The following is a 16,528-nucleotide window of genomic DNA, read 5'->3' on the forward strand; positions in this document are numbered from 1 at the left end:
ATGGCGATTCCCGATTACCAAACATTGATGCTGCCGGTCCTGCGCCTCGCCGCCACCGGCGAACAGCGCGTGGCCGACACCGCCGAACGCATCGCTGACGATCTCGGCCTCACTCCCGCCGAACGCGAAGAGATGCTGCCCAGTGGGCGGCAACGCCTGCTCCACAACCGCATCCATTGGGCAAAATTCTACATGTCCAAGGCCGGCCTTGTCGCCTTGCCGAAACGCGGGCGCTTCATCGCGACCGATGCGGGCCGGGCGCTGCTGGCATCCAATCCCGCGCGGATCGGCGTGAACGAGCTGAAGGACTATGAGGGCTTCCGCGAATTTTACAGCGCGCAGAAATCGGCCGATGACGATGCCCCGTCCGCTGCCATCGTCCCGTCAGCCGAAACCGGAACGCCTGAGGAGCAGATTGAGTTGGCCTATCAGGCCGTGCAATCAGCCCTTCGCGCGGAACTGCTGGAACGCATCATCCAGAACAGCCCGGCCTTTTTCGAGCAACTGATCGTCGATCTGCTGATCGCCATGGGGTATGGCGGATCGCACAAAAACGCGGCCACCCAGCTCGGCCGTTCGGGTGACGGCGGCGTCGATGGCGTCATCAACGAAGACAGGCTGGGTCTGGACCGGGTCTATGTGCAGGCCAAACGCTATGCCGACACGACAGTTGGCCGCCCCGATGTGCAGGCCTTCGTCGGCAGCCTTGTCGGCCACGGCGCCACTAAGGGCGTGTTCGTCACCACCTCCACCTTCAGCAGCCAGGCGCGCGACTATGTCAAACATCTCGCTCAGCGCGTGATCCTGATCGACGGCGATCGGCTGACCGATCTGATGATCGAATATGGCGTTGGCGTCCGCGTCGGCCGTAGGATCGAGTTCAAGCGGCTAGATGAGGATTTCTTCGCGGAAGAATAGCCCGGCAGTTCGCACTCGAAAGAGCTACGGGGAGCGAGACCCAATGAGGGATCACGCCATGCAAGCTGCTGTTGCAGTTATGGTAGTTTCTTTGCTAGATCCTCGGCTCGCGGATGGTAGTAACGCATCAACACGCGTGGGTCTTTGTGGCCGGTTATCTTTGTCAGTTCGTGCATGGGGAAGATCGACGCCAAGCGGGAAGCCGCCTCGTACCGCAGGTCGTGAAAGCGAAGGTCGGTCAAAAACTTGCCATCCGGCTTCAGTTTGGCCGCCCAGCACTCATCGACGTGAATTGTGCGGGCGCGTGCCACTGCGCGCTCGAAGGCTCTGGTAACGGCGTCGCTTCGAATCTCGAACACGCGGTCGGCGTCGCTTTCGCCGTCTTCGGTCGGATTGTCCTTGGCGTCGTAGGAGTCTTTCAATGCTTGGCGCACTCCAATGGCGCGCGAAGACAGTGGCACGTGGTGGGCGTTCCCGTTCTTCGTCGACGGTAGACGCACAACACAGCGATTGAGGTCGACGTGCCTCCACAACAGCGACACAATCTCGCTCCCGCGCATCGCAGTTTCGACGGCTAGCCAAATGATGAGCGGTAGCAGCGCCGAGCCACTAGCCCTCGCCACGCGTTCAAGCTCACCGTCTTGCACGCTGCGTTCTGACTCGGGCTCTTTCACCGCTAGGTGCAACGGTAAGCGCGTCGCCGGCAGCGATGCGACGAGTGCGTGCGTTGTTAGGCTGTGGCTTTCGCACGAGCTCGACCGGATTCGAGAGGCTTTCCACGCCCCATTCTTTTCGGGTGATGTTGAACACGTGGGACAGGACCGCTAAGCGGCGGAGCACAGTCGCGGGCTTGTAGTTCTTCAGTCATTGGTCGCGAAGCTTCGCTATGTCTGCGCTCCGGACCGTGGCTAGCGGCCGCTTCGTTAGATCAACTGCCTAGCAGGTCTTGAGAATGGAAGATTCCTGCGCAGCGCCATTCTTAAATAGCGAGATTTCTTCCTCATAGCGTTTCAATACCTCGAAAGATTCGACCCGAAGGCGGCGACGTTTCGTACGCTGTTATTAGCATTACTATGTAGTTACTCAGGCCCAGCATTCAACAAATCCGGCGCATCGTGGTTAAGGTGAGTCCGCAAAACAAAAAAGGGTTACAGGCGAATCGCTTGTAACCCTTTCAACTTCTTGGTAGGGCGCGGACGACTGGAACAGTCGAGCTACGGACTAAGAGACCACCGCTCTTGCTTGACCTTTCGCCCCGTCTGCCAGTCGCAATAACTGACGTCCGCGTGTGCGGCCACTTAGCTCGATCACAGTGTCAATCGGCGAGTACCAAGGCTCGCGAAAACTTGCCCGATTTTTTCACTATCTGTGGCAGCAGTTTTTCACTTACCTGGCACAGTTTTCACTTTCTGTGGCACCCGACAGCTATTTCGGTTTCCCCGCAATAACGCGAGTTTAAACGTCGATGTTTCCGGCACGCAATGCATTGGATTCGATGAATGCCCTGCGGGGCTCAACTTCGTCCCCCATCAGGGTTGTAAAAATCCCGTCCGCGGCAATCGCGTCTTCAATCTGCACTCGCAACAACCGCCGCACATTCGGATCCATCGTCGTCTCCCAAAGCTGCTCAGGATTCATCTCACCGAGACCCTTATACCGCTGCTTCGAAACATTACGCTCAGCGTCAGCGATGAGCCACTTCATAGCGCTCTTAAAGTCAGTTACAGCCATGCTGCGCTCACCACGCTTGATGACAGCACCAACCCCAATCAACCCCTTAAACGTATTCGCCGTATTGACCAGCTGCTGATAATCCGCGGTCAACTGAAACTCTTCATCAATAACCGAAAGCTTCAGGTTCCCGTGATGCCGCCGCTCAACCCTTAGCGAGCGCAGCTCACGCACCGGGTCATACATCGGATACACGCTAACCTCAGGCTTGAGCGCATCATCCCGCAGCTTCGCCTCAATCGCCTTAGCCGAAGCCTCCGTAGAAGCCTCATTAGAAAGGTCAATCGTGACCCCATCCATCACGGCTTCAAGCGCATTGGCGTCATACAGCTTGCTCAACCGCTCAACCACCGCTTGCGCAAGCAAATACGAACGAGCGAGTTCACCAAGCGCATCCCCAGCAATCGGCGTAGCCCCTTCCGAAGCAATCAGTTCCGACCCATTCAACGCCAACCGCAGCATATGAGCATTAAGCTCCGCCGCATCCTTAAGATACCGCTCATCCTTACCCGCCTTAACCTTATAAAGCGGCGGCTGCGCGATATAGATATACCCGCGCTCGATCATCTCCGGCATCTGCCGATAAAAGAACGTCAGCAGCAGGGTCCGGATGTGCGCACCATCGACGTCAGCGTCGGTCATGATGATGATGCGGTGATACCGAAGCTTATCGAGGTTGTAGTCTTCCTTGCCGATGCCACAACCCAGCGCAGTAATCAGCGTAACGATCTGCTCGGAAGACAAAAGCTTGTCATACCGAGCCTTCTCAACATTTAGCACCTTGCCACGCAGTGGCAAAATCGCCTGGAACTTCCGATCGCGTCCTTGCTTAGCCGACCCACCCGCCGAGTCACCCTCAACGATGTAGATTTCCGACTTAGCCGGATCCTTCTCCTGGCAATCCGCGAGTTTCCCAGGCAGCCCAACGCCATCCAGCACGCCTTTACGACGCGTCATCTCACGCGCCTTCCGCGCCGCATCGCGCGCCCGCGCAGCATCAACAATCTTCCCGCAAATAATCTTCGCGTCGTTCGGCGTCTCGAGCAGAAACTCTTCAAGCGCCTTAGCCACCACTTCTTCAACAGGTGCACGCACCTCAGAAGAAACCAGCTTGTCCTTAGTCTGCGAACTGAACTTAGGCTCCGGCACCTTCACCGACAACACGCACGAAAGCCCTTCGCGCATATCGTCGCCGGACGTCTCAACCTTCGCCTTCTTGGCAATTTCCTGATCGGTGATGTACTTGTTAATCACCCGCGTCATCGCCGCACGCAAACCCGTCAAATGCGTGCCGCCATCGCGCTGCGGAATATTGTTCGTGAAGCAGAGCACGTTCTCGTTGTAGCTATCGTTCCACTGCATAGCCACTTCAACGCCCACGCCATCCTTCTCGCCGACGATATGAAAAATCGTCGGATGCAGCACGCTCTTGGTCTTGTTGATGTACTCAACAAAGCCTTTCACGCCGCCGCCAAACGCAAAATCGTCTTCCTTACCCGAGCGCAGATCCGTCAACCGGATCCGCACGCCGTTATTGAGGAACGACAACTCGCGAATGCGCTTGGCCAGAATGTCGTAGTGGTATTCGACCGTGCCGAAGATCGACTCATCGGCCATAAAGTGCACTTCGGTACCGCGATTTTCCGTATCGCCCATCACCGGAATCGGCGAAACGCGCTCGCCATCCACGTTCTCGATCACACGGTTCTGCGGTACGCCGCGGTGAAACTCCATAAAGTGCTTCTTGCCGTCGCGGCGCACGGTCAGACGCAGCCACGACGAAAGCGCGTTCACGCACGACACGCCCACGCCGTGCAAGCCGCCCGACACCTTATAGCTGTTCTGATCGAACTTGCCGCCGGCGTGCAATTCGGTCATCACGATTTCCGCCGCGCTGCGCTTCGGATCGTGCTTGTCGTCCATCTTCAGGCCGGTCGGAATGCCGCGGCCATTATCGATAACCGAAACCGAGTTATCGGCGTGAATCGTTACGTGAATATCGTCGCAATATCCGGCCAGCGCTTCGTCGATCGAATTGTCGAGTACCTCGAATACGAGGTGGTGCAGACCGGTCCCGTCCGACGTGTCGCCAATGTACATACCCGGTCGCTTGCGCACCGCCTCCAGACCCTCCAGGATCTGAATCGACGAGGCGCCGTAGCTGTTATCGGGTTGGGTATGGTTCAGTTCACTCATGGGTTCCTTCCGGTTCTGCGTACTGCTTCGTTACTGCACGGGGTATTTTCAAAACACCATAAAAACGCCAAAGGGGCGATGCGCCCCTTGGTCTGTTCTTATTGTCGGTCGCGTTAGATGCGCATCGGCATCACCACGTATTTGAACTCGTCGTTCTCGGGTATCGTGATCAGCGCGCTAGAACTCGCGTCGCCGAGGCTCACCTGCAGCATGTCCACCTTCAGGTTCGCCAGTACATCCAACAGGTACGTGACGTTAAAGCCGATATCGACCGCGTCGCCCTGATACGCGATTTCCAGTTCTTCCTGCGCTTCTTCCTGGTCCGCATTCGTCGACATGATCTTCAACTGGCCCGGCTCGATAATGCAGCGCACGCCCTTGAACTTGTCCGACGTCAGAATCGCCGCACGCTGCAGCGAGCGCTGCAGTTCCTCTCGCCCGATCACGAACGAGTTCTTGTGAGTCTTCGGAATCACGCGCTGGAAATCGGGGAATTTGCCTTCCACCAGCTTCGACACCAGTTCAACCTGGCCGAAGCTGAATTTCACTTGCGTCTGCGCAATGTCAATCTTCAGCACGTCGTCGATGTCTTCGAGCAGGCGTTGCAGCTCGAGAATCGTCTTACGGGGGATGATCACTTCCTGGCGCGCGAAGTTGCCTTCAATCTTCATCGACGAAAACGCGAGACGGTGACCGTCCGTCGCAACCGCCATCAGCTGGCTGCCGTCCACCACAAGCAGCATGCCGTTCAGGTAGTAGCGGATGTCCTGCTGCGCCATCGCGAAGTACACCATGCCGAGCAGCTGGCGGAACGTCTTCTGCGGAACCGCGAGGTTCGCGCCGAAATCCTTCGCTTGCGCGACCGTCGGGAACTCGTCCGCGGCCAGCGTTTGCAGCGCGAAACGGCTCTTGCCGGACTGCACCGTCAGACGCTTGTCGTTCAACGTCAAGGTGACTTGCCCGTCGGGCATCGCGCGCAGAATATCGAGGAGTTTTCTTGCTGCTACCGTCGTCGCAACTGATTCGCCGCCGACACCGAAGTCGCCGTGCGTCGTGATCTGAAGCTCGAGGTCCGTAGATAGGAACGACACATCGGGGCCGTTCTTGGTAATCAGCAAATTGGCGAGGATCGGCAACGTATGGCGGCGTTCAACAATGCCACTCACGGTTTGCAGCGGCCTGAGGAGGTTATCTCGTTCGGTCTTGACCAGTTGCATAGAGTTCCTTCGTTGATGTATCGGCCTGCTCGCGTCGCCTGACCGCTTCGATGCGCTGCATATGGCCCCGGCCCCCCGCCGGCGCCCACTATCACCTCAGTGCGCGCCGTCCGGCGTCATTCGTCTTACCCCGCCTGGCGCCCGTTCTTGAGTCAGCGAACGGCCGGGCGGTTAAACCTATATTGTGCCTGAAAACGGTAGCGCTTCCCTAAAATGGGGGCGCTCGGCGAAATAAACAGAACGATTTTGCCAGCCCGTCGCGACGCGCCGATCCTGCTCGCGCGTCGCTTTCCGTGCCGCATAAGCGAGCCCCGCTGGCTTGCCGGCGGTTGCGCCGCAGCGCCGTCACCTCAGCCTTTGAGCGTCTGTTCGAGCACGTGCAGCTCGTGGTTCAGCTGCGCGTCCTTGCCCCGTTCGTCCGCGATCTTGCGCACCGCATGCAGCACGGTCGTATGGTCGCGGCCGCCGAAAAGCTCGCCGATTTCCGGCAGGCTCTTCTGCGTCAATTCCTTCGCCAGGTACATCGCGATTTGCCGCGGACGCGCGATGTTCGCAGGCCGCTTCTTCGAATACATATCTGCGACCTTGATGCTGTAAAAGTCAGCGACGGTCTTCTGAATGTTTTCGACAGAAATCTGCCGGTTCTGAACCGTCAGCAAATCTTTTAATGCTTCCTTCGTCAGCTCGATCGAAATCTCGCGCCCGTGGAACTTCGAGTACGCGAGGATCTTGCGCAGCGCGCCCTCGAGCTCGCGCACGTTCGACCGAAGATGCTTCGCGACGAAGAACGCGACGTCTTCCGACAGACTCACGCCTTCGGATTGCGCCTTGCGCATCAGGATCGCGACGCGCATCTCAAGCTCGGGCGGTTCGATTGCGACGGTGAGGCCCGAGTCGAAGCGCGAGATCAGACGATCGTCGATACCCGAGATTTCTTTCGGATACGTATCGCTGGTGATGATCACCTGCGCCTTGTTCGCAACGAGCGCCTCGAACGCGTAGAAGAACTCTTCCTGCGTGCGCGACTTGCCCGAGAAGAACTGGATATCGTCGATCAGCAGAAGGTCGAGCGAATGGTAGTAGCGCTTGAAGTCGTCGAACGCTTTACGCTGGTACGCCTTCACCACGTCCGACACGTATTGTTCCGCGTGGATGTAGCGGATGCGCGCGCCGGCTTTGTCCATCAGCAGCTGATTGCCGATCGCATGGATCAGGTGCGTCTTGCCGAGGCCCACGCCGCCGTACAGGAAGAGCGGGTTGTACGACACGCCCGGGTTGTCGGCCACCTGAATCGCCGCCGCGCGCGCGAGCTGGTTCGCCTTGCCGGTGACGAAATTGTCGAAGGTCAGCACCGGGTTCAGCTTCGAGCGCTCGTACATCGAGTCCGTTTCGCCGCTGCTGGCCGGCGCGCCGCCTTGCGACGGGCGCCAGGTGCGGCGCGCGGCGGCGGCTTCGTTTGCGTCGAGGCTCGGGAGGTCGAGGTCGGCGGAATCGTCGGCGGTTTGGTGTGACGAATGGTGGATCGCGTGAGCGTGCTGGGCGGCGGCACTATGTGCACTATGTGCGCCATTGGCCGCGGACATGCCACCAGCCGTCGCGCTGCCGCCGAAGCCGCTCGCGCCGACGCGCGCAGCGTGTGCCGCTTGCACCGCGCTCACAGCTGCGTTAACTGCAGCCACGCCGCCATTCAACGCAGACGCGGACGACGGACGTGCTTGTGCAGCCTGCGCCTGCGGAGCACCGCGCATCGATGCTTTGGGATCCAGGACAAACTGCACGTCGACCGGCGTGTGCCAGAAATCGCGTGCGAGGTCGGTGATACGTCCGGAAAACTGGCTCTTGACCCAGTCGAGCTTGAACCTGTTCGGCGCAGCAATGCTCAACGTGTTCGCGTCGGCGTCGAAGGCGACCGGGGCCAACGGTTTGATCCACGTAACGTACTGCTGGGGCGTCAATTCACGCTCCAGCAATGCGGAACAGTGTTGCCAGAATTCGTTCATCAAGTCGCTGTCGTTATGGTTGCACCGCGCATTCGACGCTGCTCTTGTCACTTCACGCGACGAGGCCCGAAGCAGCCGGACGAAACAGCCCCAAACGCTTGCGCCACAAGGCTTTGCGGCAGCGAGCGAAATGGAGCGGCGTGCAGGATTCTTGGGATGTAAGGCGAGATTCTAAACCCAAATCGCGCCGGAAAGTTGAGTTATCCACAGGGCACGATCAACCGCGCGCGACCTGCTTTGCGCGGCCGCAGCGCGCCCGAACGCTGACCTAAACTATTGACGACCAAAAGAAAACCGGTTTAAATAGCGGGTTCCGCAGAAACCAATTTCTCGTGCCGCCCGGCCAGCGTGAATGCCGGGTCGCCAGGCGCCCGCTGAAGACGCAAGACACGCAGTAACCAGGCGGCGCGCCGTACCCGTCCGCAAGCGGTCCAGAGCAGCGGCCCACCGTGGTCATTTCACACAAGAAAGTGAGAGCAACATGAAACGTACTTACCAACCTTCCGTTACCCGTCGCAAACGCACCCATGGCTTTCGCGTGCGCATGAAGACTGCCGGCGGCCGCAAGGTCATCAACGCCCGCCGCGCGAAGGGCCGCAAGCGTCTGGCCATCTAAGGCAGACGCGGTCGTCGTCATCAGCGGTATTGGCGCAACGTCGTCTGCGGTCTTCGTCCATCTTGTCCCGCGCTGTGGCTGATACCCGCGATGTGGCGGGAACGGCAGCAGCGCAGCAGAACGTCACCGTTCCGATGCAGCGAGCGCAAGCCGCCTTTCCCAAAGCCGCCCGGCTGCTCAAAACGGATGAGTTCTCATCCGTTTTTCGTTTGCGCCCGTGGCGGCGTACCGCGCATTTCGTCGTCTATGCGCGGCCCACGGGGAATGACGCGCGGCTTGGTCTCGTCATCGGAAAGAAGTTTGCGCCACGCGCGGCCACGCGGAATCTGATCCGCCGGCTTGCGCGCGAAGCGTTCCGGTTGCGTCGCGGGGAATTCGGCGGGTGGGACGTGTTGATCCGGCTTCATACAAAGATCGACAAGAAGGTTTTCCCCAGCGCGTCGTCGTCGCCGTTGAAAGCGTTGTTCCGCGGCGAGATCGATGGGCTGCTGGATAAGGTGGCGCGCGAGATCGCAAGGCGGGAAGCCGCGCCGCCCGCGGTGGCTGAGACGCCCGCCACACCGCCGGCGGCGCCATGAAGGTCGAAGCGTGTTTGGCGGTCCGGCCGCTGTAGCCATGCAAACGGTACTGTTCGCTTTACTGCGGTTTTACAAAGTTGCCGTGAGTCCGCTGCTCGGCAACCGGTGCCGTTTTTATCCTTCCTGTTCTGATTACGCGCGCGAAGCAATCCAGTATCATGGCGCCGCGCGCGGAACATACCTCGCCGCCAGGCGTCTGTGCCGCTGCCATCCGTTTTCGGCCGGCGGCGTCGATCTAGTCCCGCCACCCAAATCTGAAAAGCGCTGATGCGCTCTCGCCTCGACTGAGACAACGCATGGATATCAAACGCACGGTCCTATGGGTCATCTTCTTCGTATCGCTTGTCATGCTGTTCGACAACTGGCAGCGGTTCCATGGGCACCCGTCGATGTTCTTCCCGAGCGCGACGCCGACGCGCACTGCAACCACCGCCGCGTCCGGCACGACGACGCCCGGCACGCAGACGTCGGATCTGCCGCAGACCACTGACGCAGGCACCGCGCCCGGCACGACCACGCCGGCCGAGCAGAAGGCCCAGCAGATTCCGTTCAGCACGGACGTGTACCGCGGCGATATCGATACGCAGGGCGGCACGCTGTCGAAGCTCACGCTCATCAAGCAAGGCGATGGTAAGCAGCCGGATCTCGTGATCACGCTGTTCGATCACACGAAGGACCACACGTATCTCGCGCGTACCGGTCTCTTCGGCGGCGATTATCCGAATCACAACGACATCTTCACGCCGGTCCCGAACCAGGTGCACGACCTGGCGGGCAACGCGAACACGATGAAGATCAGCCTCGAGTCGCCGGTAAAAGGCGGCGTGAAGGTCATCAAGACCTACACGTTCACGCGCGGCAGCTATGTGATCAACGTCGATACGAAGGTCGAGAACGTCGGCACGACGCCGGTCTCGCCGACCGCGTATATGGAGCTCGTGCGCGACAGCCAGCCGGTCGAAACGCCGCGCTTCTCGCACACGTTCATCGGGCCGGCGGTGTACACGGCCGAGCATCACTTCCAGAAGCTGTCGTTTAGCGATGTCGACAAGAACAAGGACGACTACGCCACCTCGGCCAACAACGGCTGGGTCGCGATGGTCCAGCATTACTTCGCGTCGGCGTGGATTCCGAAAGAGGGCGTCGAGCGCAAGATCTACATCAACAAACTCGACCCGTCGCTGTATCGCGTCGGTGTGACGCAGCAGCTGCCGACCATCCAGCCGGGCCAGTCGTATGACGTATCGGCGCGCCTCTTCGCCGGTCCGGAAGAAGAGCGCATGCTCGAAGGCATCGCGCCGGGCCTCGAACTCGTCAAGGACTACGGCTGGGTGACGATCATCGCGAAGCCGCTTTTCTGGCTGCTCGAGAAGATCCACAGCTATGTCGGCAACTGGGGCTGGGCGATCGTGCTGCTCACGCTGCTGATCAAGGCGGTGTTCTTCCCGTTGTCGGCGGCCAGCTACAAGTCGATGGCGCGCATGAAGGAAATCACGCCGCGTATGCAGGCGCTGCGCGAACGCTTCAAGGGCGATCCGCAGAAGATGAATTCGGCGCTGATGGAGCTGTACAAAACCGAGAAGGTGAACCCGTTCGGCGGCTGTCTGCCGGTCGTGATTCAGATTCCAGTGTTTATCTCGCTGTACTGGGTGCTGCTGTCGTCAGTCGAAATGCGCGGCGCGCCGTGGATTCTGTGGATTCACGATCTGTCGCAACAGGATCCGTATTACATCCTGCCGGTGCTGATGGCCGTCTCGATGTTCATTCAGACGCGTCTGAACCCGACGCCGCCGGACCCGGTTCAAGCCAAGATGATGATGTTCATGCCGATCGCGTTCTCGGTCATGTTCTTCTTCTTCCCGGCCGGTCTCGTGCTGTACTACGTCGTGAACAACGTGCTGTCGATCGCGCAGCAGTACTACATCACGCGGATGATGGGTGCGAGCAAGAAGAAGCCGGCGTGATGTGATTGCGCCGCGCATCCAGCGCGGCTAGTTTTTCCGGCAATAAAACAAAAGCCGTCCTTCAGAATTGAAGGACGGCTTTTTTATCGGCTGCAATCGTCAATGATGGTCAACAACGGTCGACTACCGTCGGCTACGAGCCAGTCGGTTGATCACTCTTCCTCGACGTCGCCGTAGAATTGCGCGACCAGTTCCTGCACCAGATAACGATGGTGCGGCATCAACGATTCGATCTTGTTCGCCAGCTCGAGCGACTCGGCCGAAGTTGGATACTTCTCTTCAGGCGGCGGCGGTGGTGGTGGCTTTACCGGCTTTGGCTTCCTCTTCGTGGTCGTCGTGACTTTCGGCGAAGGCCCGTATTGCAACCAGTGCAGGTCGACGTTGAGCGCGTTCGCAAGCGTCTCGAGCTTGTCGCGTTTCGGGATCGTGCGGCCTTTCAGCCATTTGTCGACCGTTTGCGTCGACACGGGATCGCCCTCGAAGCGCAAATTGAAAAAGCGCGCGAGTTCGGTCGGACCGTCCGGCTTTTCCGGAACGCGTCTTAGCGCGAGCTTGAGGCGATCGGAGAAGGCTCGTTTTTCGTAGGAGGTAGGCATGTCGAGATTGTGCATTTGCAATCTCAAGTCGTAGCCAACCATACAGGCTAAGATTAGCTTAATTGAGATATGAATGACTCGATTCAGAATCGAATCAGAGAATGCTTAAGAAGCTAGCAAGAACGTCAGAATCCATACGTGGAAAGCGAAGCGTCGTAAGATCTTTTGCTCGATCAACTGAGTCAATCTTATGCGCAGCTTATCTCAAATAAGATACGTCTGTACGCCAAACAGCGGAATCAAGACTCACCGCTGGGTCGAAGACCCGCCGCACCGCCGCGCTACAATGCTCGGCGCTTGAAGAACCCACTCCAGACGCGCTGTTTGCGAAATTTCAGATTTTTCGATTTGCCATGCTCTCGACCGACTCCGATCCCATCGTCGCCATCGCCACCGCACCCGGACGCGGCGGGATCGGCGTCGTGCGTATTTCGTTCGGACGGGCCGGCGAGGCAGCCGCCGAAACGTTGATGCGCGCACTCACGGGGCAAGTGCTGAAGCCGCGTCACGCCAGTTACGTCGGGTTCCTTGACGAAGCCGGCAACGTGCTCGATCGCGGCATCGCGCTGTACTTTCCGGCGCCGCACTCGTACACCGGCGAACATGTGCTCGAACTGCAGGGCCACGGCGGCCCGATCGTGCTGCAGCTCGTGCTGCAACGCTGCGTCGACGCGGGCAAGGCCTTCGCGCTGCGCCTCGCTGAGCCGGGCGAATTCACGCGCCGCGCGTTCCTCAACGACAAGCTCGACCTCGCGCAAGCGGAAGCCGTCGCGGATCTGATCGAGGCGAGCACCGAGGCTGCGGCACGGTCGGCGGGACGATCGCTCGAAGGCGCGTTTTCGCGCGACATCCACGCGCTCGTCGAAGAAGTCATCACGCTGCGGATGCTCGTTGAAGCGACGCTCGATTTTCCGGAAGAGGAAATCGACTTCCTCGAAGCCGCGGATGCGCGCGGCAAGCTCAGGCGGATTCGTCAGCGTCTTGCAGCCGTGCTCCGTGATGCGCGGCAAGGCGCGCTGCTGCGCGAAGGGCTGTCGGTCGTGCTGGCGGGGCAGCCGAATGTCGGCAAGTCGTCGCTGCTGAATGCGCTGGCGGGCGCCGAACTCGCGATCGTCACCCCGATCGCCGGCACGACGCGCGACAAGGTCGCCCAGACGATTCAGATCGAAGGCATTCCGCTGCACATCATCGACACGGCCGGCCTGCGCGATACGGAAGACGAAGTCGAGAAGATCGGCATCGCTCGCACCTGGAGCGAGATCGAAAAGGCCGATGTCGTGCTGCATTTGCTCGACGCACGCGCAGGCGTGACGGCCGAAGACGAGCGCATCGCTGAGCGCTTTCCTAAAGGCGTGCCTGTAGTGCGGGTTCTGAATAAGACGGATCTGACGGAATTCCCAGCGGCCGTACGCGAACTCGAAGCCGCAAATGGCAAAGGTGAGGGCGAAGCATCACGCAGCGCCGACCTGCGCGAAGTCCGCCTGTCAGCGAAACACGGCGACGGCATCGCACTGCTGCGCGCGGAACTGCTGCGCATTGCGGGCTGGCAGGCTGGAGCAGAAAGCGTCTATCTCGCACGCGAGCGTCATCTGATTGCACTGCGCGCCGCCGACGCGCACCTGGCGCTCGCCACCCAACACGCCGATCAGAACGCCCAGGCGCTGGATTTGTTTGCGGAAGAATTGAGGCTCGCGCAGGAGCAATTGAATTCGATCACCGGCGAATTCACTTCCGATGATCTGTTGGGGGTGATTTTCAGCCGCTTCTGTATCGGCAAATAGCAAAGCAAGACATCGCGCGAAAACACTAGCACGCGCGAATCCACACACGCAGCATTCAAGCCGACTGGATGGCCTCTTGCGTTCCGTCAGCCGCTTCAATCGGTTGCGGAAACATCACGCCGAGGCCGCCGGCATCGAACTCGTCGAGTTCAATCAGCAGGCTATCGATTGCGCACAACTGCACCTTGGTCAGCATCGGCGCTTCGAGCAGCCGATGCAGCCGCTGTCGCCAATAAGCCGATGTGAGAATAGGACCGCCGAAATCGCCAGTCAGTGATGGACGCATCACACGAGCAATGTGAGCAATATCGCGATCGAGCAACCCGTTCATATGCGCCCCCCGGTGCAATAGTCAGGCCCCTACGTTCTATTACGTCTGATCTTCTGAAGATTAAATGTAGCGCCCTTTTCATCGCCGCGCCACCCTCCAATAACAGGTAGGTCGCATTTAATGCGCAATGGGATTAGACGAATAGATATGCCAAGCATAGGCGCGCGACTGCGATCGCAATCGGGCGAGCAATGCGGCGTTTAAGGGGCAATTCGGAGAGTGATCAGTGAAGTGACGCAGAGTGCGGCGGCGCAATAGACTCACAACGGCTCATCGTCCGCTGTCTTGCCGCCCGGTGGGGACTCCGAGCCGCACAACGTGGTAAGCGCAGGGCTCGGCAAGATCCAGAGCCAACAGCTACACGAAGCACGCTTTCCACGAAACACAAAACAGCGCGAATGAGCGCGAATACTCGCAACAACCGACCCGAACGCCTCCCGCGATCGCGAAAGGAATCCGGAGCCGGGAATGCTCAGTGATGCAGGAAGCTACGGATCGGATGCCGCCAATCCATCCGGCGCGCCGCGTCAAACTCTTCCTCGAGCTGCTGGCGATGTTCCTGCCAAAGCTCATCCGAAAAGAGAAATGCGACGATCAGAAGCGGCACAATCAGAAACGCGCCTAGAACCAGATGCTCGATCACATTAGCCTCCGTGGATCGATGTTGACTCGCAATTTCATTGTAGGCGTCCTACCTGTTGCTGCATGCATTCCGTGTGGGTGAGCACGCACAATCTTCACTGAGATTGCAGACCGTACCTTTTCGCCAAGGTTCACCCTCGCACGGCTCATTGCTACACAACGGTGGCGCAACGCCACAAAGCACTCTAGGCAGCGGCCTTTTTCCAGGCCGCTGCGAGCATGCCGGCCCCGATCAGTAAGGTTCCACCTGTGCGATTTACAGCAAGTTGCACGCCAGGCCGGCGAATTGCGCGACGCGCCACCGACGCAAGCAACGCGTAACCGAGCGCATTGAGCGCGCCGAGCGTGACAAAGGTCGCCTCGAACACCGCAATCTGCGACCACGTCGCGACTTGCGTATCGATGAACTGCGGCACGAACGCGACAAAAAAGACAATGCTCTTCGGGTTGAGCGCCGTTACTGCGTATGCATGGGTAAAAATGCGGCCCGTGCGCGTCTCGGTGCTCGTGTCGAGCGTCGCGTCTTCGGCTTGGACCGGCGCGCGCCACAACTTCACACCGAGATAGATCAGGTAAGCGGCGCCGACCCATTTGAGCGCGGTGAAAAGCGTTGCCGACGCGGCGAGGATCACGCCGAGCCCGAGCATCGACGCGGTCATCGACGTCAGATCGCCAAGCGCGACGCCCGCGGTGGTCGCAAGCGCATAGCGGCGTCCGTGACCGAGCGCGTACGACACGACGAGCAGCACGGTGGGGCCGGGAATGGCGACGAGAATGGCTGATGCAATAAAGAACGGAAGCCAGTGGGCCAGCGTCATAACGGAAGTCTCCCTGGAAAGTCGTTCCGATTTATCCACGAACTTTCTCGAAGTGCAAGACGAACTGCAGCGTCGCACATTCGCGGCAGGGCCGTTGTCGTTCGGGCATGATTTTTATTCGCCGTTTGCCACATGCGACCGTGCTTTTTCGCCAATCACTTCAATGACTTTGTGTGCGTTGCATCAAGTATCGTTAAAGCGTTTAGCCAGTCACTTAATTGCATGTCCGCGTAAACGAGAATATTGGCCGCAGACGATTGTCGGACAAAGCGGTCGAGTCGAATCGGTCCAGCAGTCGCGATTAAATATGCATCTTTTTCCCGGTGGCATTCACGTGCGTCACCGCACGAATGAAGCTGCGACAATCCGCCGCTATTGCAATCGCACACAAGTCATGCTTGTGATTCCACGTAGTTCTTCTAAATTCGAAAGTGCGGGTATCCCCCTGAAGTTAAATACATAGCTAACCTGAGTATTAACCCGCACGGAGGTGTTTATGAAGATGCGCGTCGCGGTTCTCTTTGCTATGGCAGCTTTCGCAGCTGCATCTGCCGCCCAGGCCCAGGACCTGAAGCCTCAACAAACTGTGCAATTGAAGGCCAATGCGTATGGCTGTCTGTCGAAGGACAAGCTCGACGCGGTGCGCCAGCACGAGCAGGCCGGCGAGCAGCAGAAAATGCAGGAGTTTTTCTCAGGCTTCCAATGCCTGTCCACTCCTGAAAACGCGACTTTCCGCATCGTGCGTGTCGATGGACACGACGTCGAATTCGTCAACGCGGCGAATAGCGACACTGAAGGCCTCTGGACCAACGATCATTTCATCAAGCAATAGTGGGTTTTCACCCGACGCTTTGTCGGATAAATCCAGACAGTGACGGTCTTTAGAAGACCGAACAAGGTTTTGCGTACCCGAAAACGGCTGGGCGATAATCGCCCAGCCGTTTTACTTTTGCTCACCTTCACGCAACACCGGAATACCTGTTCGCCACCTGCAACGCGCACGAGTTGGCTTAAATCCTCCATCAGCGCGTAGAACGCCTGGCCGCACTTGCGTTCACGTCTCGCCATCTCGCTGTCATACCGCGTCGGCAGATTCGGTATCATCACGCTCCTCCCGCCTTTCGATCCGGTGTCAAACCG

At 59.0% G+C, this 16,528-nt stretch carries 16 protein-coding genes; 7 read left to right on the top strand and 9 right to left on the bottom strand.

Going from position 1 to position 16,528, the window contains the following annotated elements; all coding sequences use genetic code 11:
- Positions 1 to 918 carry a restriction endonuclease gene (locus KZJ38_RS01230; RefSeq protein ID WP_219798428.1) on the top strand — a complete coding sequence of 306 codons (918 nt, stop codon included), beginning with the start codon at positions 1 to 3 and terminating at the stop codon, positions 916 to 918.
- Between the two features lie 77 nt (positions 919 to 995).
- Here KZJ38_RS01230 and KZJ38_RS36325 read toward each other — a convergent pair whose 3' ends face one another.
- The 4 genes from KZJ38_RS36325 to dnaA form a co-directional block, all read right to left on the bottom strand.
- The gene (locus tag KZJ38_RS36325) at positions 996 to 1,478 is read right to left on the bottom strand and encodes a site-specific integrase (RefSeq protein WP_246641822.1); all 483 of its coding nucleotides are present in this window, start codon (positions 1,476 to 1,478) and stop codon (positions 996 to 998) included.
- An 895-nt stretch (positions 1,479 to 2,373) separates the two neighbouring features.
- Positions 2,374 to 4,845 (bottom strand): DNA topoisomerase (ATP-hydrolyzing) subunit B, encoded by a 2,472-nt coding sequence (gene gyrB / locus KZJ38_RS01240; protein ID WP_219798429.1) that lies wholly within the window; start codon positions 4,843 to 4,845, stop codon positions 2,374 to 2,376.
- 113 nt (positions 4,846 to 4,958) lie between these two features.
- Positions 4,959 to 6,062, bottom strand: coding sequence for a DNA polymerase III subunit beta (gene dnaN / locus KZJ38_RS01245; RefSeq protein WP_219798430.1), 1,104 nt, complete (start codon positions 6,060 to 6,062; stop codon positions 4,959 to 4,961).
- 350 nt (positions 6,063 to 6,412) lie between these two features.
- A complete protein-coding gene (dnaA, locus tag KZJ38_RS01250; protein ID WP_219798431.1) occupies positions 6,413 to 8,062 on the bottom strand; it encodes a chromosomal replication initiator protein DnaA in 1,650 nt (549 codons plus the stop codon).
- 481 nt (positions 8,063 to 8,543) lie between these two features.
- Between dnaA and rpmH the strand changes: the two genes are divergently transcribed.
- From rpmH to yidC, 4 genes are all read left to right on the top strand, one after another.
- A complete protein-coding gene (gene rpmH, locus KZJ38_RS01255) occupies positions 8,544 to 8,678 on the top strand; it encodes a 50S ribosomal protein L34 (protein ID WP_004198824.1) in 135 nt (44 codons plus the stop codon).
- A gap of 134 nt (positions 8,679 to 8,812) precedes the next feature.
- Positions 8,813 to 9,256, top strand: a complete 444-nt coding sequence (gene rnpA / locus KZJ38_RS01260) for a ribonuclease P protein component (RefSeq protein ID WP_219800055.1) — start codon at positions 8,813 to 8,815, stop codon at positions 9,254 to 9,256.
- 37 nt (positions 9,257 to 9,293) lie between these two features.
- A complete protein-coding gene (yidD, locus tag KZJ38_RS01265) occupies positions 9,294 to 9,524 on the top strand; it encodes a membrane protein insertion efficiency factor YidD (protein WP_219798432.1) in 231 nt (76 codons plus the stop codon).
- A 28-nt stretch (positions 9,525 to 9,552) separates the two neighbouring features.
- Positions 9,553 to 11,220 carry a membrane protein insertase YidC gene (gene yidC / locus KZJ38_RS01270; RefSeq protein ID WP_219798433.1) on the top strand — a complete coding sequence of 556 codons (1,668 nt, stop codon included), beginning with the start codon at positions 9,553 to 9,555 and terminating at the stop codon, positions 11,218 to 11,220.
- Between the two features lie 152 nt (positions 11,221 to 11,372).
- Here yidC and KZJ38_RS01275 read toward each other — a convergent pair whose 3' ends face one another.
- Positions 11,373 to 11,816: a helix-turn-helix domain-containing protein gene (locus KZJ38_RS01275; RefSeq protein WP_219798434.1), complete on the bottom strand. Its 444-nt coding sequence runs from the start codon at positions 11,814 to 11,816 to the stop codon at positions 11,373 to 11,375.
- A 353-nt stretch (positions 11,817 to 12,169) separates the two neighbouring features.
- On the opposite strand from KZJ38_RS01275, the gene mnmE reads away from it, so the two are divergent.
- Positions 12,170 to 13,597: a tRNA uridine-5-carboxymethylaminomethyl(34) synthesis GTPase MnmE gene (gene mnmE, locus KZJ38_RS01280; RefSeq protein ID WP_219798435.1), complete on the top strand. Its 1,428-nt coding sequence runs from the start codon at positions 12,170 to 12,172 to the stop codon at positions 13,595 to 13,597.
- 55 nt (positions 13,598 to 13,652) lie between these two features.
- On the opposite strand, the gene KZJ38_RS01285 is transcribed toward mnmE, so the two are convergent.
- The 3 genes from KZJ38_RS01285 to KZJ38_RS01295 form a co-directional block, all read right to left on the bottom strand.
- A complete protein-coding gene (locus KZJ38_RS01285) occupies positions 13,653 to 13,928 on the bottom strand; it encodes a hypothetical protein (RefSeq protein WP_219798436.1) in 276 nt (91 codons plus the stop codon).
- Positions 13,929 to 14,400: 472 nt separating this feature from the next.
- On the bottom strand, positions 14,401 to 14,571 hold the full coding sequence (locus KZJ38_RS01290) for a hypothetical protein (RefSeq protein ID WP_219798437.1): 171 nt from the start codon (positions 14,569 to 14,571) through the stop codon (positions 14,401 to 14,403).
- A 184-nt stretch (positions 14,572 to 14,755) separates the two neighbouring features.
- Entirely contained in the window at positions 14,756 to 15,388 is a 633-nt protein-coding gene (locus KZJ38_RS01295; RefSeq protein ID WP_219798438.1) for a LysE family translocator, read from the bottom strand.
- A gap of 496 nt (positions 15,389 to 15,884) precedes the next feature.
- On the opposite strand from KZJ38_RS01295, the gene sap1 reads away from it, so the two are divergent.
- A complete protein-coding gene (gene sap1 / locus KZJ38_RS01300) occupies positions 15,885 to 16,220 on the top strand; it encodes a surface attachment protein Sap1 (RefSeq protein ID WP_219798439.1) in 336 nt (111 codons plus the stop codon).
- Here sap1 and KZJ38_RS01305 read toward each other — a convergent pair.
- Positions 16,202 to 16,492, bottom strand: a complete 291-nt coding sequence (locus KZJ38_RS01305) for a hypothetical protein (RefSeq protein ID WP_219798440.1) — start codon at positions 16,490 to 16,492, stop codon at positions 16,202 to 16,204. The genes sap1 and KZJ38_RS01305 overlap by 19 nt on opposite strands.
- Between the last annotated feature and the right edge of the window lie 36 nt (positions 16,493 to 16,528).

Origin of the sequence: Paraburkholderia edwinii, from assembly GCF_019428685.1 — a bacterium.
GTDB lineage: Bacteria > Pseudomonadota > Gammaproteobacteria > Burkholderiales > Burkholderiaceae > Paraburkholderia > Paraburkholderia edwinii.